The 18224-nt window shown below is 64.7% G+C and carries 24 protein-coding genes; 15 read left to right on the forward strand and 9 right to left on the reverse strand.

The annotated features are described in order from the left end of the window. Positions 1 to 21 precede the first annotated feature (21 nt). Both ASD73_RS05210 and ASD73_RS05215 read left to right on the forward strand, forming a co-directional pair. Positions 22 to 426 (forward strand): hypothetical protein, encoded by a 405-nt coding sequence (locus tag ASD73_RS05210; protein WP_056368561.1) that lies wholly within the window; start codon positions 22 to 24, stop codon positions 424 to 426. Between the two features lie 19 nt (positions 427 to 445). After that, entirely contained in the window at positions 446 to 1105 is a 660-nt protein-coding gene (locus ASD73_RS05215; RefSeq protein ID WP_056368559.1) for an HAD-IA family hydrolase, read from the forward strand. Positions 1106 to 1159: 54 nt separating this feature from the next. Here ASD73_RS05215 and ASD73_RS05220 read toward each other — a convergent pair whose 3' ends face one another. Both ASD73_RS05220 and ASD73_RS05225 read right to left on the reverse strand, forming a co-directional pair. Beyond that, positions 1160 to 1768 (reverse strand): hypothetical protein, encoded by a 609-nt coding sequence (locus ASD73_RS05220; protein ID WP_156407300.1) that lies wholly within the window; start codon positions 1766 to 1768, stop codon positions 1160 to 1162. A gap of 94 nt (positions 1769 to 1862) precedes the next feature. Continuing rightward, positions 1863 to 2756 carry a LysR family transcriptional regulator gene (locus tag ASD73_RS05225; protein WP_056368556.1) on the reverse strand — a complete coding sequence of 298 codons (894 nt, stop codon included), beginning with the start codon at positions 2754 to 2756 and terminating at the stop codon, positions 1863 to 1865. Between the two features lie 90 nt (positions 2757 to 2846). Between ASD73_RS05225 and ASD73_RS05230 the strand changes: the two genes are divergently transcribed. The 8 genes from ASD73_RS05230 (at position 2847) to ASD73_RS05265 (ending at position 9204) form a co-directional block, all read left to right on the forward strand. Next, positions 2847 to 3557, forward strand: a complete 711-nt coding sequence (locus ASD73_RS05230) for a CoA transferase subunit A (protein ID WP_056368554.1) — start codon at positions 2847 to 2849, stop codon at positions 3555 to 3557. Next, positions 3554 to 4177, forward strand: coding sequence for a hypothetical protein (locus ASD73_RS05235; protein WP_056368553.1), 624 nt, complete (start codon positions 3554 to 3556; stop codon positions 4175 to 4177). Before ASD73_RS05230 ends, ASD73_RS05235 begins: the two co-directional genes overlap by 4 nt. Continuing rightward, positions 4174 to 5067: an HAD family acid phosphatase gene (locus tag ASD73_RS05240; RefSeq protein WP_056368551.1), complete on the forward strand. Its 894-nt coding sequence runs from the start codon at positions 4174 to 4176 to the stop codon at positions 5065 to 5067. Before ASD73_RS05235 ends, ASD73_RS05240 begins: the two co-directional genes overlap by 4 nt. After that, positions 5064 to 5699 carry a CoA transferase subunit B gene (locus ASD73_RS05245; RefSeq protein ID WP_056368549.1) on the forward strand — a complete coding sequence of 212 codons (636 nt, stop codon included), beginning with the start codon at positions 5064 to 5066 and terminating at the stop codon, positions 5697 to 5699. Before ASD73_RS05240 ends, ASD73_RS05245 begins: the two co-directional genes overlap by 4 nt. Beyond that, positions 5692 to 6141 carry a hypothetical protein gene (locus ASD73_RS05250; protein ID WP_056368548.1) on the forward strand — a complete coding sequence of 150 codons (450 nt, stop codon included), beginning with the start codon at positions 5692 to 5694 and terminating at the stop codon, positions 6139 to 6141. The genes ASD73_RS05245 and ASD73_RS05250 overlap by 8 nt, the downstream gene beginning before the upstream one ends. A 43-nt stretch (positions 6142 to 6184) precedes the next feature. Then, on the forward strand, positions 6185 to 7492 hold the full coding sequence (locus ASD73_RS05255) for a serine hydrolase domain-containing protein (RefSeq protein ID WP_056368545.1): 1308 nt from the start codon (positions 6185 to 6187) through the stop codon (positions 7490 to 7492). A 66-nt stretch (positions 7493 to 7558) separates the two neighbouring features. Continuing rightward, on the forward strand, positions 7559 to 8536 hold the full coding sequence (locus ASD73_RS05260) for an NAD-dependent epimerase/dehydratase family protein (protein ID WP_056368542.1): 978 nt from the start codon (positions 7559 to 7561) through the stop codon (positions 8534 to 8536). Beyond that, positions 8524 to 9204 carry a glutathione S-transferase family protein gene (locus ASD73_RS05265; RefSeq protein ID WP_056368540.1) on the forward strand — a complete coding sequence of 227 codons (681 nt, stop codon included), beginning with the start codon at positions 8524 to 8526 and terminating at the stop codon, positions 9202 to 9204. Before ASD73_RS05260 ends, ASD73_RS05265 begins: the two co-directional genes overlap by 13 nt. Here the strand turns inward: ASD73_RS05265 and ASD73_RS05270 are convergent. Beyond that, positions 9201 to 9719 carry a sterol desaturase family protein gene (locus tag ASD73_RS05270; protein WP_056368537.1) on the reverse strand — a complete coding sequence of 173 codons (519 nt, stop codon included), beginning with the start codon at positions 9717 to 9719 and terminating at the stop codon, positions 9201 to 9203. The two genes, ASD73_RS05265 and ASD73_RS05270, sit on opposite strands and share 4 nt — an antisense overlap. A 207-nt stretch (positions 9720 to 9926) precedes the next feature. On the opposite strand from ASD73_RS05270, the gene leuC reads away from it, so the two are divergent. The 5 genes from leuC to ASD73_RS05295 all read left to right on the forward strand — a co-directional run bounded on the left by leuC (position 9927) and on the right by ASD73_RS05295 (position 13614). Continuing rightward, on the forward strand, positions 9927 to 11357 hold the full coding sequence (leuC, locus tag ASD73_RS05275) for a 3-isopropylmalate dehydratase large subunit (protein WP_056368536.1): 1431 nt from the start codon (positions 9927 to 9929) through the stop codon (positions 11355 to 11357). Next, positions 11354 to 11944 carry a 3-isopropylmalate dehydratase small subunit gene (gene leuD, locus ASD73_RS05280; protein ID WP_056368534.1) on the forward strand — a complete coding sequence of 197 codons (591 nt, stop codon included), beginning with the start codon at positions 11354 to 11356 and terminating at the stop codon, positions 11942 to 11944. The genes leuC and leuD overlap by 4 nt, the downstream gene beginning before the upstream one ends. A gap of 31 nt (positions 11945 to 11975) precedes the next feature. Continuing rightward, a complete protein-coding gene (locus ASD73_RS05285; protein WP_056370264.1) occupies positions 11976 to 12971 on the forward strand; it encodes an NADPH:quinone oxidoreductase family protein in 996 nt (331 codons plus the stop codon). A 65-nt stretch (positions 12972 to 13036) separates the two neighbouring features. Continuing rightward, positions 13037 to 13246 carry a DUF167 domain-containing protein gene (locus tag ASD73_RS05290; RefSeq protein WP_235534159.1) on the forward strand — a complete coding sequence of 70 codons (210 nt, stop codon included), beginning with the start codon at positions 13037 to 13039 and terminating at the stop codon, positions 13244 to 13246. Between the two features lie 74 nt (positions 13247 to 13320). Continuing rightward, a complete protein-coding gene (locus tag ASD73_RS05295; protein ID WP_056368530.1) occupies positions 13321 to 13614 on the forward strand; it encodes a hypothetical protein in 294 nt (97 codons plus the stop codon). A 41-nt stretch (positions 13615 to 13655) separates the two neighbouring features. Here ASD73_RS05295 and ASD73_RS05300 read toward each other — a convergent pair whose 3' ends face one another. From ASD73_RS05300 to ASD73_RS05325, 6 genes are all read right to left on the reverse strand, one after another. Beyond that, positions 13656 to 14084, reverse strand: a complete 429-nt coding sequence (locus ASD73_RS05300; protein WP_056375950.1) for a hypothetical protein — start codon at positions 14082 to 14084, stop codon at positions 13656 to 13658. Beyond that, a complete protein-coding gene (gene sdhA / locus ASD73_RS05305; RefSeq protein WP_056368526.1) occupies positions 14081 to 15895 on the reverse strand; it encodes a succinate dehydrogenase flavoprotein subunit in 1815 nt (604 codons plus the stop codon). Before sdhA ends, ASD73_RS05300 begins: the two co-directional genes overlap by 4 nt. A 1-nt stretch (position 15896) precedes the next feature. Beyond that, entirely contained in the window at positions 15897 to 16304 is a 408-nt protein-coding gene (gene sdhD / locus ASD73_RS05310) for a succinate dehydrogenase, hydrophobic membrane anchor protein (RefSeq protein WP_056368525.1), read from the reverse strand. After that, positions 16304 to 16678 (reverse strand): succinate dehydrogenase, cytochrome b556 subunit, encoded by a 375-nt coding sequence (gene sdhC, locus ASD73_RS05315; RefSeq protein ID WP_443027953.1) that lies wholly within the window; start codon positions 16676 to 16678, stop codon positions 16304 to 16306. Before sdhC ends, sdhD begins: the two co-directional genes overlap by 1 nt. Before the next feature lie 180 nt (positions 16679 to 16858). Then, positions 16859 to 17917, reverse strand: a complete 1059-nt coding sequence (locus ASD73_RS05320) for an alpha/beta hydrolase family protein (protein WP_162256162.1) — start codon at positions 17915 to 17917, stop codon at positions 16859 to 16861. Positions 17918 to 17963: 46 nt separating this feature from the next. Further along, on the reverse strand, positions 17964 to 18206 hold the full coding sequence (locus ASD73_RS05325; protein ID WP_056368519.1) for a hypothetical protein: 243 nt from the start codon (positions 18204 to 18206) through the stop codon (positions 17964 to 17966). Between the last annotated feature and the right edge of the window lie 18 nt (positions 18207 to 18224).

The following is an 18224-nucleotide window of genomic DNA, read 5'->3' on the forward strand; positions in this document are numbered from 1 at the left end:
CGCCGCACGAAAGGATGGACCATGCTTCGTAGCCTTGCCTTCACTACTTCGCTCGCGCTCCTGCTTCCGGCGGGAGCGGTGCTGGCCGAAACCCCCAAAGCCGCACCCGCACACAAGGCGGACCTCGCCGACCGCGTCGCGGGCACCTACAAGGGCGATGTCATCTCCGATGCGCGTGGCTCGTCGAAGGACGGCGTGACGATCACCGTCACGCGCATTGGACCGAACAAGGTCGAGATCAAGTCGGACTATCCGCGCATCCCGAGCGTCACCATCCCGCTGGAAAAGGCGATGGACGCCATCCTCGCCGCGAGCGGGCCGTCGGTCTTCCTGCTCGATACGGTACGCTCGCCCGACCGGCTCGACCTCACCATCGACGATGCCAGCTGGTCGGGCAATCGCGTCGCCACCCCCGCTAAGAAATAAGAAGGTTGTTTCCTCGCGCATGACTTACACGACGGTTATTTTCGACTTCGGCGGAGTCATCACGGCGTCGCCGTTCGAAGCCTTCAATCGCCTTGAAGAAGAACGCGGCCTGCCGCGCGACTTCGTGCGCCGCGTCAACAGCGCCGATCCCGATAGCAACGCCTGGGCGAAATTCGAGCGCGCCGAAATCGACGCCGCGACCTTCGACACACTCTTCGCCGAAGAGGCGCGCGCGTTGGGGCATGAGCTGGAGGGCGAAGCCGTGCTCGCGGTCATCGCGGGGGCGGTGCGTCCGGCGATGGTCGCGGCGCTCGACACGTTGAAGGCGCGCGGCTTCACCATCGCATGCATCACGAACAATGTGCCGGGCGGCAAGATGGGCGTTCTCGGCGCCGGCATGACGCGCAGCGAGGAAGCCGCGATCGAGGTCGCGGACATTATGGCGCGGTTCGAGCATGTCATCGAGTCGAGCAAGGCGGGGGTTCGCAAGCCCGACCCGCGGATTTATCTGATGATGTGCGAAAAGCTTGGCGTCGAGCCTGCCAAGTGCATCTATCTCGACGACCTCGGCATCAACTGCAAACCGGCCGCCCAGCTGGGCATGCATGCGATCAAGGTGACGAGCGGCGAGCAGGCGCTCGCGGACCTGTCGGCGGTGCTGGAGATGCCGTTACCTTGACGATCGATCTTTCGATCACGCCCTGAATGACGGTTTTGGGGTAGGAAGCAGCCGCTAAGCTGATCCTTGCGCCAGAAGGGTCGACAGTTGTTCAAATCCGCCCGGAACGTCTTCCCAGAATGCCGACATGCCATGTGGATACCGCTCGATCAGGTCGGCCAATAGCGGCGCGCTGCGAGGTTCAAAAAGTCGCGCCAGCCAGCCAGACAAAGGCATCCCGGCGTAAGCAGCACCACATAATACGCTCTCCGCCTGACTGCTGACGAGCCAATCCTCCGCAGCATCCCTCAAATCCTGCTCAATCGCGTAATCAAACCACGCATCAACAAACTGGCAGACGGCTTCTTTTTCGATCGTTTCCCATGTGGTCCAGCGGGCACGCTCAAGTTTCCCGAGCACAATCTCCGTGTCTGGAATCTCGAAAGGAGAAAATGCGGCAAGTTCAAAAATGCGTGGCAACAGATAATGAAAATCGCGGTCACCTCCCACCGTGAGGTAAGCACCGGAAATATATCGCCAGAGCGCGTGCCCGCTCAATTCCCGCAATGGCGTGCTCAACAAAACATCCACACCGCGTGTGTCAATGCAGCAGGGGCAGCCTTCGATGACCGGGGGAGGCGGAGCCGAGAAAACATCATACAGCTTTTCGACCGCGGTCGCCAATTTCGAGCAAACTGGAGTAGCCACGGACGCATTCATACTATCAAGATACGACCCAGCTTGAATGTTCGCAACTGGTCGATCGCCGCCATTCGGCTCAGGCCGCGGCTTCGGCGAGGTTCAGCTTCGCCGCGCGTTCGAAGATTTGCGTCAGCACGGGTTCGGTGTCGGCAACGCGCATCGCGACGTGAAACTCGACCGGGGTGAGCGCTGGCATGCCGTCGATCTGGGCGAGCGCGCCGCTCGCGACCTCGCCGCGCACCATCGGTTGCGGGAAAATGCCGATACCCCCGCCCGCCTTCGCAATGTCGATCATCGTGCGCGCATTGTTGCAGAGGTTGAGCGATTTCTGCGCGATGCGCGACGCCGCGATCGCCTCGCGCATCCGGCCGTGGATCGGCGAATGGCTGGCGAGCGACCAGACGGGAAGCGCCGCCTCGCCGCCGGCAAAGGCCGACGCGACCGCGGGGCTCGCGAGCCAGACCAGTTCGACCGCGCCGATTGGGCTCGTTTTGAGCGCCGGATGCGCGATCGGTCCCGCCGCAAAGGCGATGTCGGTACGTCCGGTCAGAAGCTGCTGGATCAGGTTCGCGGTGAGGTCGATTTCGATTTCGAGCCCGACATTGGGCATGTCGGCCTTGAGCCCCGCGACGAAGGCGGGAAGGCAGCTCGCCGCCGCAATCTCGCCCGCGCCGATGCGCACGACCCCGCTCGCCTCGCCGTAACCGCCGCTGCCGAGCAGCGCGACCTGCATGTCGCGGAGCAGCGGATCGCAGTCGCGTACCAGCTTTCGCCCCGCCGCGGTGAGCGACATCGCGCGGCCTTCGCGGCGGAAGAGCGCGGTCCCGAGCCTCTGTTCGAGCTCGCGCATCCGCGCCGACACCGTCGGCTGGGTGGTGTTGAGCCGCTCGGCCGCGGCCGAAAAGGTGCCGAGCCGGTCGATCCAGAGCAGGGTTTCGAGATGATAAAGCGAGACGCGATTGATAGACATCGTCTATGTATAATCCAAAAATCGAACAATTAGAATTGATGGATCAAATACGCCAAGGTCGCGCGCGACACCATTCAGGAGAGCCGTCCCATGGGGAAGAAGCAATATCCCGACGCCGCCGCCGCCCTCGAAGGCCTGCTCTTCGACGGCATGCAGATTTGCGCAGGCGGTTTCGGCCTTTGCGGCATTCCCGAGCGGCTGATCGACGCGATCCGCGACGCGGGCACCAAGGATCTGACGATCGCGAGCAACAACGCCGGGATCGACGGCGAAGGGCTGGGCAAGCTGCTCCGCACCAAGCAGGTCAAGAAGATGATCTCGTCTTACGTGGGCGAGAACAAGGAGTTCGAACGCCAATATCTGGCGGGCGAGCTCGAGGTCGAATTCTGCCCGCAGGGTACGCTCGCCGAGCGCTGCCGCGCGGGCGGCGCGGGCATCCCCGGCTTCTACACCAAGACCGGCGTCGGCACGCTCGTCGCCGAGGGCAAGGAAGTGAAGAATTTCGACGGGCAGGACTATATCCTCGAACGCGGCATCTTCGCCGACCTGGCGATCATCAAGGGGTGGAAGGCCGACGAGAGCGGCAACCTCATTTTCCGCAAGACCGCGCGCAACTTCAACCAGCCGATGGCGACCGCGGCAAAGATCTGCGTCGCCGAAGTCGAGGAAATCGTCCCCGTCGGCAGCCTCGACCCCGACGCGATCCACCTGCCCGGCATCTATGTGAAGCGCCTCGTCCTCGGCGCGCCCTACGACAAGAAGATCGAATTCCGCACGACGCGCCCGCGCGAGACGGCGTGATCACGGCCTTCGCCTTGATGTCGGCCGCCCCGACGATTGCATTGCCCGACCCGGCGGCATGGACAGTCGAGCAACGCGTCGACTATCTCGCCGACGGACAGGCGCGTTTCGCTCAGCCCGTCAGTCACGCATTGTACGAGGACCCAAAGGTTCGCGCCGAAATCCGTCGAATCGGTTTTCTGAATGGGTGCAAGCTGGTCAAGCAGGCGCGAAGAGATGTGCTCGACGCTCACTTCCCTCAACTCAAGGCGGGTTATGCGGCGGCGATCCGTAAAACGGTCGACGAAAATATGTTGAAGACCACCCGCTTTCTCTCCTTCAACGCCTCCCCGCTAATGAGCGCGAGCTTTCGCCTGCGCCGCGAGGCCGACCGGTCGATGGCATCCGAATTTGCCATGATCCGCGTCGAATTGCCCACGCGCTTTTTCGAACTTTCCGGCGCGCTCCCGACCAACAATGACCCCGCCGCGAACCAGATCAAGCCGAAGACCGATGTTGCGGGTGCGTTGGGTATTACGGGCGATTACGACCTCGACAACGCGGGCTATCTCGGGCTGGCCTGCGCCGAAGCAATGATCGACCCCAAAGTTCGCCCGCAGATCAGTGGAGGCAGCCAATGACCATAAGCAAACGCAGCCACTGGATCTGGACAATCGCGGCTTTCGGGCTCGCGGGCTGCGCGAGCCCGCCAGCAGAGGTGGCGACGGCACCGGCTCCGCCAGCAGCCGCCGCGCCGACGGAGCCCGCCAAGCCGCCGGTCGCGCTGCAATATCTCTATGGCTCGCCCGAGGCCGCCGTGGTGGTACGAGCGACCAATGCGCGGATCGCCGATTATGGCGTGTGGCGGATCAAGCAGCGGCCGAAGGACAGCGTTGTGCTGGCCGCGGGTGCGACGATGGATGCGCCGGCCTTCGAGCCATGCGGCGACAAGCCCTTCGCTGCGGTGTTCGACGCCGACGAGACGCTGATCTGGAACCTCGGTCCGATGCGCCATTTCGCGCAATCCGCCTACGATCCGAAGGTGTGGGACCAGTGGGAAAAGACCGGCGCCGGCAAGGCGGCCGCGATGCCCGGTTCGGTCGAGATGGTGACCAGGCTGCGCGCTGCGGGGATCACCGTTATCGCCAACACCAACCGCAGCGCGGCCAATGCCCAGGGCAGCGAGGACACGCTGCGCGCCGCCGGGCTCGGCGCGTTCAAGCATGGCGAGACTTTGTTCCTGATGGGCGACGATGCCACCGGGTCGAGCAAGGACGGCCGCCGCGCGACCATCGCGTCGAAATATTGCGTGATCATCCTTGGCGGCGACCAGCTTGGCGATTTCAGCCAGCAGTTCAACGTCAAGGATCTGCCCGCCGCGCAGCGCATGGCGCTCGCGACCAGCGCGGGCGCGACCGACCTCTGGGACAAGGGCTGGTTCCTTTTTCCCAACCCCGTCTACGGCCCGTGGGAAAAACTGGGCTGGGGCGACGCCTTCCCCTCCGACAAGCAATGGGAGCCAAGCCAATGAGCTGGACGCGTGATGACATGGCGGCGCGCGCCGCGAAGGAACTGCAGGACGGCTACTACGTCAATCTCGGCATCGGCATCCCGACGCTCGTTGCGAACCATATCCCTGCGGGGATGACGGTGACGCTGCAGTCGGAAAACGGCATGCTCGGTATCGGCCCCTTCCCCTATGAGGGCGACGAGGATCCCGACCTGATCAACGCGGGCAAGCAGACGATCAGCGAGCTGCCGCAATCGGCTTACTTCAGCTCGTCAGACAGTTTCGCGATGATTCGCGGCGGGCATATCGATCTCACCGTCTTGGGCGCGATGGAAATCGCCGAAAATGGCGACATCGCCAACTGGATGATCCCGGGCAAAATGATCAAGGGCATGGGCGGCGCGATGGACCTCGTCGCCGGGGTCAAAAAGATCATCGTGGTGATGGAGCATAATGCCAAGGACGGCAGCCCGAAATTCATCCCTGAATGTACGCTGCCGCTGACCGGCAAGAATGTCGTCGACATGATCATCACCGACCTCGCGGTGTTCAAGCGCGACGATCATGAGAGCCCGTTCAAGCTGATCGAGCTGGCGCCGGGGGTGACGCCCGAGGACGTCGCCGGGAAAACGACGGCGCATTATATTGCATAATGTCGCGGCCAACCCCGGCTCCACCTGGCTGATTATCGGCGGGTGGCTGTCGGTTCTGGCCGCGCTGCTTCATATCGCCTGCATTTTCGGCGGCGCCGATTGGTATCGCTTCTTCGGCGCCGGCGAAGGCATGGCGCGCGCGGCGGCGCGCGGCGATCTGCGACCGACGCTGATCACGCTCGCGATCGGTGCTGTCTTGCTGGTCTGGGCGGGCTATGCCTTTTCGGGCGCCGGAGCACTTCCACGCTTGCCGCTCTTGCGGACGGGGCTGATCGTCATCAGCGCCATCTATCTGCTCCGCGGGCTCCTTTTCATACCGCTCCATCTGTGGCGTCCTTACCATACCGACGGTTTCGCGATCTGGTCTTCGCTGATCGTCTTTGTCTACGGTGCGGTTTATGCCGCCGGGACGTTCAAAGCGTGGGACCATCTAGCGCCCTGAGGGGTGACGGCGGCGGATGTCGCGGCTAAGACGACGGCCAATCATGAGGTCGCAGTCCAAAAACAAGTCCAGGAAGCCGGTTTTCACCTATCTCATCGCGATCCTCGCGTTGGGGTTGGCGGGCTGGTTTGGCATTCACGCGCTCGGCGGGAAGCACCCGCTCGCCAGCGTTCCGATCCCGATCAAGGCGCCGGAAAACCTGCCCGACACGCCCGCTGAATGGCGCGGCCGGATCGATTATCGCGCGCTCGACGGGCAACTCGCCGCGCTGTCGCAGCGGCCCGAAATGGCGGGCCTCGCGGTGGCGGTGGTCGAAGACGGCAAGCTCAGCTTTGTCCGCACCTATGGTGTCGCCGACAAGTCGACCGGCGCGCCGGTCACGCCGCAAACGCTGTTCCGCTGGGCGTCGGTGTCCAAGACCGCAACGGGGGCCCTGGCGGCGGCGCTGGCCAAGGATGGCAAGGTCGATCTGGACCGGTCGGTTGCCAGCTGGCGCACGTCGCTGCGCCTTCCCGGCGGCGCCGAGGAACGGATCACGGTGGGCGACCTGCTCGCTCAGCGGACCGGCCTCACCAAAAACGCCTATGACGAAAAGCTGGAGGAAGGGCAGAGCCCGCAGCTGCTACGCGCGAGCCTTGCCCTCGCACCGCTGCAATGCGAGCCCGGAACCTGCCACACTTACCAGAATGTCGCCTTCGACACGGCGAGCGAGATATTGGGCAAGGCCGCCAACGAGCTGTTCGCCGACGCGGTCGAAGACCGGTTTTTCCGCCCGCTCGGCATGGTCAGCGCGGGCTATGGGAAGGAGCGGCTGACGAGCGCCAAGGATTGGGCGAAACCGCACCGCGGCGCGCAGGTGCGCCCGATCAAGGAGGCCTATTGGCGCGTTCCCGCCGCCGCGGGGGTCGAAAGCGATATCGTCGATTTCGCGACCTGGATGCGGGCGATGATGGGCAGCCGTCCCGATGTGCTCCCGGGCGAGGTGCTGCAGATCGCGCATCGCCCGCGCGTCGGCACGGGGCGGCTCTATGGCGGCACCTTGCGGGCGGCCACGGGCGATGCGGGCTACGGCCTCGGCTGGCGCAGCTTCACCTATGCCGGCGGCCGGCTCGAAGGCCATTCGGGCGCGGTGGAGGGCTATCGCGCGACGATGATTTTCGAACCGTCCACGCGGACGGGCGTCGTCGCGCTGTGGAACAGCGATTGGGGTTTTCCCTTCCGCATCCCGTTCACGGTGATCGACAGCTATCACAAGCGCGACGACGCGGGCTGGCTCGACCTCAGCGAGTTGCCCCCGCCGGCGGGCGGCGCCGCCAAGCCCGAACCGGTTGCCGTGGAGCCGAAAAGGTAGCCGCCTTCCACACGGGCCGCCGCCTGTGTATGAGGCGCGCGGACAAGGCCGAGAGGAGATTCATCGATGCGCGTACTGCTGACCGGATCATCGGGTTGGCTGGGGCGCTATCTGGCTCCCCTGCTCGCCGAAAACGGGCATGAGGTCACGGGACTCGATGTTGTTCCGGGCACGCACACGCAGGTGATCGGCACCGTTGCCGACCGCGCGCTGATCGACCGGACGATGGGCGAACATGGCATCGAGGCGGTGATCCACGGCGGCGCGCTGCACAAGCCCGACATCGTGCGTTATCCGCGCCAAGCCTTCGTCGACGTCAATGTCAGCGGCACGCTTAACCTGATCGAAGCCGCTGTCGCGGCGGGCAACGACCGCTTCCTCTTCACCTCGACCACCTCGCTGATGATCCGCGCCGATGTGCGCGAAGGCGCGGGCGAAGCAGGCGCATGGTGGATGGACGAGGATTTCGGTCCGATCGAACCGCGCAACATCTATGGCATCACCAAGCTCGCCGCCGAGCAGGCGTGCAAGCTGGTGCACCGCGAGCATGGTATCGCTGTCGCGATCCTGCGCACCGGGCGTTTTTTTCCCGAGGATGACGATACGCACGCGGTGCCAAGCGGGCCGAACCTCAAGGCCAACGAGCTACTCCATCGCCGTCTGACGGTCGAGGACGCCGCAGCGGCACATCTCGCAGCGCTTGAGACCGCGCCGCAGATCGGCTGCGACACGTTCATCATCTCGGCCCCGCCGCCCTTTGCGCGCGAGGACGCCGAAGAACTGGCCCGCGATGCCCGTGCGGTTATCGCGCGTCATCATCCCGATGCGGCCGCGCTCTATGCCGCGCAAGGCTGGGTGCTGCCCGAGACGATCGACCGCGTCTACGATCCGTCGCGCGCCGAACGCCGCTTCGGCTGGCGCGCCGCGACCGATTTCGGCAGCGTGCTCACGGCGCTGCGCGAAGGCGCCGAACTGCCCTTCGCGCACGATCCCGACTATACCTCCCCCATCATCGCACAGGAGCGCCAGGCATGTATGTGCTGATCACCGCCAACCGCAATTATTCGAGTTGGTCGCTGCGTCCGTGGGTATTGATGCGCGCGCTCGGCATTGCGTTCGAAGACCAGATCGAGCCCTTCACCAACCCGATCAACTATGACGAATTCCGCAGCTTTTCGCCGACCGGGCAAGTGCCCGCGCTGCTCGACGAAGGGCGGACGGTGTATGATTCGCTCGGTATCACGCTCTACCTCGCCGACCGGCATGAGGGGGTGTGGCCGACCGACCCCGATGCGCGCGCGTGGGCGCAGTGCGCGGCGGCGGAAATGCACAGCGGCTTTTCGGCACTGCGGGGCGATTGCACGATGAATGTCGGGGTTCGCGTGACGCCCAAGCCGCCATCGGGTGCGCTCAGGCTCGACGTCGCACGCATCCGCGAATTGTTCGCCGAGGGCCTGTCGCGTTTCGGCGGCCCCTTCCTCGCGGGCGACCGCTTTACCGCGGTCGATGCCTTCTTCGCCCCGGTCGCTTTCCGTATCCGCACCTATGGCCTCGACGTTGGCGCAGGACAGGCGTGGGTCGACCATATGCTTGCGCAGCCGGCGATGCAGGACTGGGAACGCCAGGCGCTCGCCGAAAGCTGGCGCGAAGAAGGCCACGAGGCGGAATTGTTGGCGGCAGGCGCGATTACGGCAGATTACCGGACGGCCTAGTCGGCAAGCGCCTCACGCACCACTGCGACCCCCGTCTCGCGCTGCGCCTTAAGTTCGGCCTTCAGCTTCGCCGGATCGCGCGAGAAGACGAAGCCGAAGCTGACCCCGCCATCCTTGCCAATCGTTGCGTGATGGAGCTTGTGCGCCTGCACCAGCCGCTTCGCATAGCCGCGCCGCGGCACCCAGCGGAAATAGCGCTGATGGACGAGCCCGTCGTGCACCAGCGTGTAGATAATGCCGTAGAAGAGGACGCCGAGTCCGATCCACGTTCCCGGTTCCCATGCCGAGGCACCCATGATCATCGGGCTGCCGACAACGAACATCGAAATGCTCAGCGCGGCGCCGACGAGGCCGAACATGTCGTTCTTTTCGAGCATCTTGTCGTGAGGTTCGTGATGGTCGCGGTGCCAGGCCCAGCCGAAGCCGTGCATGATATATTTGTGGCTCGCCCAGGCGACAAACTCCATCGCCGCGACGGTGGCGAGAATGAGCGCGATGGTGGCGGGCGTCGACATGGAGGGATTATAGGCTCTTTGAGTGCCTGAAACCACCTCCCCTCTTTCGTCATGCCGGACTTGATCCGGCATCCACCCCACGACCGGACCATGGACCCCGGAGCAAGTCCGGGGTGACGAAAGAAAGGGCAAGAGCCGCGCGACCGAAAATTGCGTTTTTGATCGCCACTCGCTTGCATTGTTGTCGCGCAGGCTTAAGTGAACCGCATGACCCGGCCCCGCACCCTTTATGAGAAAATCTGGGACGCGCATGTCGTCGAACAGCGCCCCGATGCCACCTGCTTGATCTTCATCGACCGTCACCTCGTCCATGAAGTCACCAGCCCGCAGGCCTTTGCCGGACTTCGCGCGACCGGCCGCATGGTGCGCCGCCCCGACCTGACGCTTGCGGTGCCCGATCATAATGTGCCGACGACCGCGCGGCTCGATGCGAGCGGCAACAAGCTGCCGATCGCCGACGCCGAAAGCGCGGCGCAGCTCGCGGCGCTCGAGAAGAACGCGCCCGAATATGGCATCCGTTATATCGACGCGGTCGCACCCGAACAGGGCATCGTCCATGTCGTCGGCCCCGAGCAGGGCTTTTCGCTGCCCGGCACGACGATCGTCTGCGGCGACAGCCACACCGCCTGCCACGGCGGCATCGGCGCGCTCGCCTTTGGCATCGGGACGAGCGAGGTCGAGCATGTGCTCGCGACGCAAACGCTGCTGCTCCAGCCGTCGAAGACGATGGAAGTGCGCGTCGAGGGCGAGGTCGGCCCCGGCGTCAGCGCAAAGGACATCATCCTCCACATTACCGGCGTCATCGGCGCCGCGGGCGGCACCGGCCATGTCATCGAATATACGGGCAGCGCGATCCGTGCGCTCAGCGTCGAGGGCCGCCTGACCGTCAGCAATATGGCGATCGAAGGCGGCGCGCGCGCGGGGCTGATCGCGCCCGACGAGACGACCTTCGCCTATCTCAAGGGCCGCCCCTATGCGCCGAAGGGCGCCGACTGGCACGCCGCGGTCGCGTACTGGAAAAGCCTCGCGACCGATCCGGGCGCGACCTATGACAAGACCGTCGTCATCGACGCCGCCGACATCGCGCCGAGCGTCACCTGGGGCACCAGCCCCGAGGATGTCGTGCCGATCACCGGCATCGTCCCGGATCCGGCAAGTTTCGCCGACCCGTCGAAGCAGGCCGCCGCCGCCAAGTCGCTCGCGTACATGGGGCTTGAGCCCGGCACGCGGATGCAGGATGTGCCGGTCGAGAATATCTTCATCGGCAGCTGCACCAACAGCCGCATCGAGGATCTGCGCGCCGCCGCGGCGGTGATCAAGGGCCGCCACAAGGCCGACAATGTCAAATGGGCGATCGTCGTCCCCGGATCGGGGCTGGTCAAGGCGCAGGCCGAGGCCGAAGGGCTCGACCGCATCTTCACCGACGCGGGGCTCGAATGGCGCGAGCCCGGCTGTTCGGCGTGTCTCGCGATGAACCCCGACAAGGTGCCCGCGGGCGAACGCTGCGCCTCGACGAGCAACCGCAATTTCGTCGGGCGGCAGGGCCCGGGCGCGCGCACGCACCTCGTCAGCCCCGCGATGGCGGCGGCGGCGGCGGTGACGGGCAAGCTCACCGACGTGCGGGAGCTGATGGCATGACCCCGCTCGACAAGGTCGAAGGCCGCGCGATCCCGTTCGGGCTCAAGAATGTCGATACCGACGTGATCATCCCCGCTCACTGGCTGAAGACGACGACGCGTGAGGGCATGGGGCGCGGGGCGTTCGAAAGCCTGCGCGCCGATCCCGACAATCTGTTCGACAGCGCCGATTTCAAGGGCGCGCCGATTCTGATCGCGGGCGACAATTTCGGTTGCGGGTCGAGCCGCGAACATGCGGCATGGGCGCTCGGCGACCTTGGCATCCGCGTCGTGATCGCGCCCAGCTATTCGGACATTTTCTCTGGAAATGCGGTCAAGAACGGCATCCTTCCCGTGGTATTGCCGCAGGCGGCGATCGACCGGCTGATGGAGGTCGCGGCAACCGATCCGGTGTTCGTCGACCTCGAGCATCAGACGGTGACGACGCAGTTCCAGGACCGTTTCAGCTTCGAGATCGACCCGTTCCGCAAGATGTGCCTGCTCGAAGGGCTCGACGAAATTTCGCTGACCGAAAAGAGCGACGCGGCGATCGGCGCTTATGAGAAAAAGCTCGACGCAGATCGGCCGTGGATGCGTCCTGCCGCATAATATCGCACGAACATCATAAGAGGAGAAGATGATGAAGGCTCTCTTGTCGACCGCAACCGGCGGCCCCGAAACGCTCACCTTGGGTGAACTGCCGCGCCCGACCGCGAGCAAGGGCCAGATCGTGATCGATGTGAAGGCCTGCGCGGTCAACTTCCCCGACGTGCTGATCATCGAGGACAAATATCAGTTCCGCCCCGAACGCCCCTTTGCCCCGGGCGGCGAAGTCGCGGGGCTCGTCGCCGAAGTCGGCGATGGCGTGACCGAATTCAAGGTCGGCGACCGCGTCATCGCGGGCTGCGGCAATGGCGGCATGTCCGAAGCCGTCGCGGTCAGCGTCCACAATGTCTATCACCTTCCCGAAGCGCATGATTTCGCCGCGGGCGCGTCGCTGCTGATGACCTATGGCACCAGCATCCATGCGCTCGTTGATCGCGGGCATATCGAGGAAGGCGACACGTTGCTGGTGCTCGGCGCATCGGGCGGCGTCGGCATCGCCGCGGTCGAGCTGGGCAAGGCCTTCGGCGCGCGCGTCGTTGCCGGCGTGTCGAGCGAGGAAAAGGCCGACATCGCGCGTCAGGCGGGCGCCGACGAGGTGGTCGTCTATGGCCGCCAGCCGTTCGACAAGGACCAGTCGAAGGAGCTTGCGAACAAGTTCAAGGAAGCCGTTGGCCCGAATGGCGCCAACGTCATCTATGACGCGGTCGGCGGCGATTATGCCGAACCCGCGCTGCGTTCGATCGCATGGGAAGGCCGCTATCTCGTCGTCGGTTTCCCCGCGGGCATTCCGCGCCTGCCACTCAACCTCACCCTGCTCAAGAGCTGCGACGTCGCGGGGGTGTTCTGGGGGGCATTTGTGGCTCGCGAACCGCTACGCAACCGCGCGAATATCGCGCGGCTCTTCCAGCTGTGGGAGCAGGGCAAGATCAAGCCGCGGGTGACCGGGAGCTTCGCCCTCGCCGACGGCGGCAAGGCGATCGCCAAGCTCGGCGACCGGACGGCGGTCGGCAAGCTGGTCGTCACGATCTGAAATATCGGCCCGACCCGGCGCTGACCGAAGCGCTGCGCGACCTCGCGGCGTCGGGACGGATCGAGGTGCGGGTGACGCCCGGCGCGCGTCACGACGAGATCCGGGTCGAGGGCGAAACCGTGTATATCCGCGTTACGTCCCCGCCCGCCGACGGCGCCGCGAACGACGCGGTGCTGCGCCTGCTCGCCGCGGCGCTCGGCCGTCCGCCGCGCGATTTGACACTGCTTCGCGGAGCGAACGCGCGCATCAAATTGATCGGCATTGCGACGAGCTGATAGCGCCGGGTTAACCAATTGGCAGGGGCTGGGCAGTATAGCTACGAGCAGGACTAGCTGGGCCAAGGTGGATCATGGCAAAACGCCGATCGACAAGCGAAGAGGGAGACGCGAGTATCGCGAATATTTCGCGTACCCGCCGCGCACAGCTTGTCGCCGAATTCGAAGGCGAGCTGGGCATCGACTACAAGGCCCGTGCCAGAGCCGAAGAGGCCGAGCGCCGCTGGATCGCCCGCAAGACCTTTATCGTCTGGACGATCGCGGTGATGTTCTTTGCCATCGCGTGTCAGAAGCTGTGGGTCATGGGCAACGACGTCGATGTGCCCTTTTCCGACATCAACCCTGTGCGCAGCCTGTTCGGCGAATAACGACGCCGCGTCGATACACGACGAGCGTCAAATCTAACAAGTCAGCCCTTTTTTCGGGCAGCTACCAACGCCTTGATGCGCTCACGTTCGGTCTCAGCACCCGGATCATTCCTGAAATGTGCATTGAGCTGTATCGGTATCTTAAATGAAATCCTGCTGATCGTTTCGTCGCTACGACCATTTGACCCGCCGTCTTCACTTTGTCCGCCGATTTTCGCTCCGAATCCAACAACCTTGATGAAGCCCTCGGCTCCGCTCTTAGCTGCTCGCGAATCAGTTGATGACTTTGCCGTTGTTACGGCAATATCGAACGAGACATCCGTGGTAAGCTGAACGGGCTGACCGTTGAGAATGCCAGGCGCAATCGCCACGACCTCCTGGCAATCAACGCGGGCTTCGTGAACACCAAAAGCTATGTCGGACAGCGCCTGTCGAATAAACTCCGCCAACTCCATATCTGTGTCGCTCAATAGACCCGCGCCTTCGGCTTGATATATTCGACGTCGTCCGACAGCGTATATTCGTGGACCGGGCGGTAATCGAGGCGGACGCCGCCGCCCTTGCCGCCCCAGCCGTCGAACCAGCCGATGGTGTGCTTCATCCAGGTCGCGTCGTCGCGGTTCGGGAAATCCTCGTGTGCATGGGCGCCGCGGCTTTCCTTGCGGTTGAACGCCGAATGCATCGTCACCGTCGCCTGCGCGATGAGGTTGTCGAGCTCGAGCGTTTCGATGAGGTCGGTGTTCCAGATCAGGCTGCGGTCGGTGACATGGACGTCGTTCATCCGCTGATAGGTTTTGGTGAGCTTTTCCTTGCCCTCCGCCATCAGTTCGTCGGTGCGGAACACTGCCGCATGGGCCGACATCGCGCGCTGCATCTCGGTGCGGATCTCCGCCGTCGGCGAGCCGCCATTGGCGTTGCGGAAATGATCGAGGCGGCCGAGCGCGAGGTCGGCGCTGTCCTTGGGCAGCGGCTGCTGCGCCGCGCCAGGAGTGATGATTTCCTTGAGGCGATGGCCGGTGGCGCGACCGAAGACGACGAGGTCGATCAGGCTGTTCGAGCCGAGGCGGTTCGCGCCATGGACCGACACGCACGCGGCTTCGCCGACCGCGAACAGACCGGGGACGACGGTATCCGGGCCGTCCTTGCCCAAGGTCACGACTTCGCCGTGATAGTTACAGGGGATGCCGCCCATATTGTAGTGGACCGTCGGCACGACGGGGAGCGGCTGGCGCGTCAGGTCGACGCCCGCGAAAATCTTGCCGCTTTCGGTGATGCCCGGCAGGCGTTCAGCGAGCACCGCGGGATCGATATGGTCGAGGTGCAGATAGATATGATCGTTGTGCGGGCCGACGCCGCGGCCTTCGCGGATTTCGAGCGCCATCGAGCGCGACACGACGTCGCGCGATGCCAAATCCTTCGCCGAGGGAGCATAGCGTTCCATGAAACGCTCGCCTTCGGAGTTGGTGAGATACCCGCCCTCGCCGCGTGCACCCTCGGTGATGAGGACGCCGGCGCCGTAGATGCCCGTCGGGTGGAACTGGACGAATTCCATGTCCTGCAAAGGCAGGCCGGCGCGCAGCACCATGCCGCCGCCGTCGCCGGTGCAGGTGTGCGCCGAGGTCGCGGTGAAATAGCAGCGGCCGTAACCCCCGGTCGCGAGCACGACGGCCTGCGAACGGAAGCGGTGGATGCTGCCATCCTCGAGGCACATCGCGATGACGCCGCGGCATTGCTTGCCGTCGGGGCCATCTTCCATGATCAGGTCGAGCGCGAAATATTCGACGAAGAAGTCGGCGTCATATTTCAGCGACTGCTGATAGAGCGCGTGCAGCATCGCGTGGCCGGTGCGGTCGGCCGCGGCGGCGGTGCGCTGGACCGGCGGGCCTTCGCCCATATTCTGCATATGGCCGCCAAAGGGGCGCTGATAGATGGTGCCGTCGGCGTTGCGGCTGAAGGGCACGCCGGCGTGCTCGAGTTCGTAGACCGCGTTCGGCGCCTCGCGCACCATATATTCGATCGCGTCCTGGTCGCCGAGCCAGTCGGAGCCCTTGACGGTGTCGTACATGTGCCATTGCCAATGGTCGGGCGAATTGTTGCCGAGCGACGCGGCGATGCCGCCCTGCGCCGCGACGGTGTGGCTGCGCGTCGGGAACACCTTGGTGATGCAGGCGGTCTTGAGCCCGGCTTCGGCGCTGCCCATCGTCGCGCGCAGGCCCGATCCGCCGGCGCCGACGACGACGGTGTCATAGATATGGTCGATGATCTTGTAGGCGTCGGTCATCTTACATGCCCCCCGGAGCGAGCCCGGCGGCGGGCGCAAGCACGATACGGACAATGGCAAAGATGCCATAGGCGGCGCCGCCGATCGCGTAGAAGTTGAGAAGGACGAGCGACAGCAGACGCGTCGCCTCGCCATGGACATAGTCCTCGATCAGCACCGTCAGGCCAAGCCGCAGGTGCCAGAAGACGCTGACCACCATCAGGATCAGCGCGAGCGCGACGGTGGGATTCGATGCCCAGCGCAGCACCGCAGCATGATCGCCGAGCGGCAGTCGGATCAGCGAAACGAACAGGAAGCCGACGAGCAGGATATTGGCGAGCGCGGTCAGCCGCTGCTGCAGCCAGTGCTGCGAGCCATGCCCCGACGAGCCGAGGCCGCGGACCTTGCCCAGATGCGTGCCATTGCCCATCAGAGTGCCCCCGCCATGATATAGAGCCAGGTCGCGGCGGTCGCGAGGACGCCCGCAGTGATCACGACGATCGACCAGAGCTTGTTGGTCTTCAGTTCGTAACCGGCACCCGTATCGAGCACGAAGTGGCGCAGCCCCGAAAAGAGATGCTGGAAAAAGGCCCAGGTCAGGCCGACAAGCACGACCTTGCCGACGATATTGGTGATCTGGTGAACGATGCCGACCTCGGGGCTGGGATCGTGCCAGACGCAGGCGAGGAATGCCGCATAAGCGTCGGGACCGGCCGCGAGCGCGCCAAGCCACCAGAGGAACATGCACGCACCAACGATCGCGAGACCGTCACCGCTCGCGCGATGAAGGATCGAGACCGCCATCGCGGGGGTCCATTTATATACCTGCAGATGCGGGGAGCGCGGACGCGCGCTCGGTTCGTTGCCAGCCATATCAGCCCTGTCTTGACTCTAAACGGTCGATGCGGTGCCGGTTAAGCCTTCCCGCCGCGATATGCAATTGCTTAGGAGCATAGGCAAAAAAATCGCCGCCTTTCGCGATATTCAGCCCGTCACGAACCCGTTGAGCGCGAGCCAGCCTGCAAGAATGGCCATATATTCGGACGAATCCGGCCGTTCGGTGCCGTCGTGCTTGGGATCGAGCGAGATTTTCTGGTCGGCCGACATCTGCATCGCGTGATCGGCACCGGCGATGCTGTGCACCGTCAGTTTCGGCATCTGCGCCGCGACGGCCTTCAGCCGCTCGACCGAGACGGCGACCGGCACCACCGCATCGTCGGCGCCATAAAGGACGAGCGTCGGCACGGTGACCGCCGACAGATTCTTCAGCGGATCATTCTCGATCTCGCGGCGCCAGCCCGAAACGGCGCGGTCGCGTATCGTTTCGCCCATGTAGGTATATTTAAACCACGGCTGCGTCTTTGCCGCGTCGATCATTTTCTGCGCGGCCTCGCGGCTGGCGGTTCCGCGCATATAGTCGTCGACCGCTTTTCGCGTCGCCGTCATCTGGTCGATCTCGGCCTGCGAGTGGCCGTTCGCCCTGAGGTGATTGGTCGAGGAGAAGAGCATCTGCACGTCCGCAGTGACGACCGGCGCCGACACCGCGATCACAAAGGCGATGTCGGTGCTTCGCGACGCCGCGAGCGGCGAAATCCAACCCCCTTGGCTCAGCCCCCATGTTCCGATCCGCCGCGGATCGATGCGCGGATCACCCTTCAGGCTCTGCGCCGCGGCAATCGCATCGTCGGCGAGGACGGCGAAGTCGCCAGCCGTCTTTGTGCCCGACTGGCCCGAACCGCGCCGGTCATAGACGAAGACGGCGACGCCGAGCGCAGGCAGCGCGGTCTTGAGATGATCGTAGAGCGACGCGCCCCGAAGTGGCGACGACGCGCTGTGCGTGACGACGACCGCCGCCACCGGCCGCGCACTCCGCGGCAGGATGAGCGTCCCCGACAGCTCGGTGTCGCCGCTCATGAAACGGCGATCTTCGGTAACGACCTGCGTCGTCGCGGGCGCGCTCCACGGGAAAGCGGGCGCGGGCGCCGCAAGCGCCGGGTGGAATGCGGCGAGCCCGGCCACGACGGCCCAAAGGGCGGCGGTCATGCGCATCAAAGAGTCCCCGGCCCGGCCAAGGGCGCGAGGAAATGCCTCACTTGATCTTGCCGCGGTTCGCGTAGAGCAAGGCCGCGATCACCGCCGCCGAGCCGATGCCAAGGCCCGCGGCCGCGGCGGTCTTCCAGCCGCGCTTGCCCTTGGCCGCTTCCTCGTCGGCGGCCTGCGCCGCCTCGGCGGCTTCGCGCTGCTGCTGGCGCTCGCGCGCGGCGCGCAGCACTTCATTTTCTTCCTGCTCGTCGTCGTCTTGCGGCGGGGGAGGTGGCACTTGCTCGGTCATCGTCTCTCTATGTCCTTT

Origin of the sequence: Sphingopyxis sp. Root154 (assembly GCF_001427105.1) — a bacterium.
GTDB lineage: Bacteria > Pseudomonadota > Alphaproteobacteria > Sphingomonadales > Sphingomonadaceae > Sphingopyxis.

What these genes read in the sequence shown, in the direction of transcription:
- ASD73_RS05255 (WP_056368545.1), top strand. Translation starts at nt 6,185, where the DNA reads ATGAGGTCGCAGTCCAAAAACAAGTCCAGGAAGCCGGTTTTCACCTAT.
- ASD73_RS05260 (WP_056368542.1), top strand. Translation starts at nt 7,559, where the DNA reads ATGCGCGTACTGCTGACCGGATCATCGGGTTGGCTGGGGCGCTATCTG.
- ASD73_RS05265 (WP_056368540.1), top strand. Translation starts at nt 8,524, where the DNA reads ATGTATGTGCTGATCACCGCCAACCGCAATTATTCGAGTTGGTCGCTG.
- sdhA (WP_056368526.1), bottom strand. Translation starts at nt 15,895, where the DNA reads ATGACCGACGCCTACAAGATCATCGACCATATCTATGACACCGTCGTC.
- ASD73_RS05240 (WP_056368551.1), top strand. Translation starts at nt 4,174, where the DNA reads ATGACCATAAGCAAACGCAGCCACTGGATCTGGACAATCGCGGCTTTC.
- ASD73_RS05270 (WP_056368537.1), bottom strand. Translation starts at nt 9,719, where the DNA reads ATGTCGACGCCCGCCACCATCGCGCTCATTCTCGCCACCGTCGCGGCG.
- ASD73_RS05245 (WP_056368549.1), top strand. Translation starts at nt 5,064, where the DNA reads ATGAGCTGGACGCGTGATGACATGGCGGCGCGCGCCGCGAAGGAACTG.
- leuC (WP_056368536.1), top strand. Translation starts at nt 9,927, where the DNA reads ATGACCCGGCCCCGCACCCTTTATGAGAAAATCTGGGACGCGCATGTC.
- ASD73_RS05325 (WP_056368519.1), bottom strand. Translation starts at nt 18,206, where the DNA reads ATGACCGAGCAAGTGCCACCTCCCCCGCCGCAAGACGACGACGAGCAG.
- ASD73_RS05295 (WP_056368530.1), top strand. Translation starts at nt 13,321, where the DNA reads ATGGCAAAACGCCGATCGACAAGCGAAGAGGGAGACGCGAGTATCGCG.
- ASD73_RS05230 (WP_056368554.1), top strand. Translation starts at nt 2,847, where the DNA reads ATGGGGAAGAAGCAATATCCCGACGCCGCCGCCGCCCTCGAAGGCCTG.
- ASD73_RS05320 (WP_162256162.1), bottom strand. Translation starts at nt 17,917, where the DNA reads ATGACCGCCGCCCTTTGGGCCGTCGTGGCCGGGCTCGCCGCATTCCAC.
- ASD73_RS05285 (WP_056370264.1), top strand. Translation starts at nt 11,976, where the DNA reads ATGAAGGCTCTCTTGTCGACCGCAACCGGCGGCCCCGAAACGCTCACC.
- ASD73_RS05215 (WP_056368559.1), top strand. Translation starts at nt 446, where the DNA reads ATGACTTACACGACGGTTATTTTCGACTTCGGCGGAGTCATCACGGCG.
- sdhC (WP_443027953.1), bottom strand. Translation starts at nt 16,678, where the DNA reads ATGGCGGTCTCGATCCTTCATCGCGCGAGCGGTGACGGTCTCGCGATC.
- ASD73_RS05225 (WP_056368556.1), bottom strand. Translation starts at nt 2,756, where the DNA reads ATGTCTATCAATCGCGTCTCGCTTTATCATCTCGAAACCCTGCTCTGG.
- sdhD (WP_056368525.1), bottom strand. Translation starts at nt 16,304, where the DNA reads ATGGGCAATGGCACGCATCTGGGCAAGGTCCGCGGCCTCGGCTCGTCG.
- leuD (WP_056368534.1), top strand. Translation starts at nt 11,354, where the DNA reads ATGACCCCGCTCGACAAGGTCGAAGGCCGCGCGATCCCGTTCGGGCTC.
- ASD73_RS05210 (WP_056368561.1), top strand. Translation starts at nt 22, where the DNA reads ATGCTTCGTAGCCTTGCCTTCACTACTTCGCTCGCGCTCCTGCTTCCG.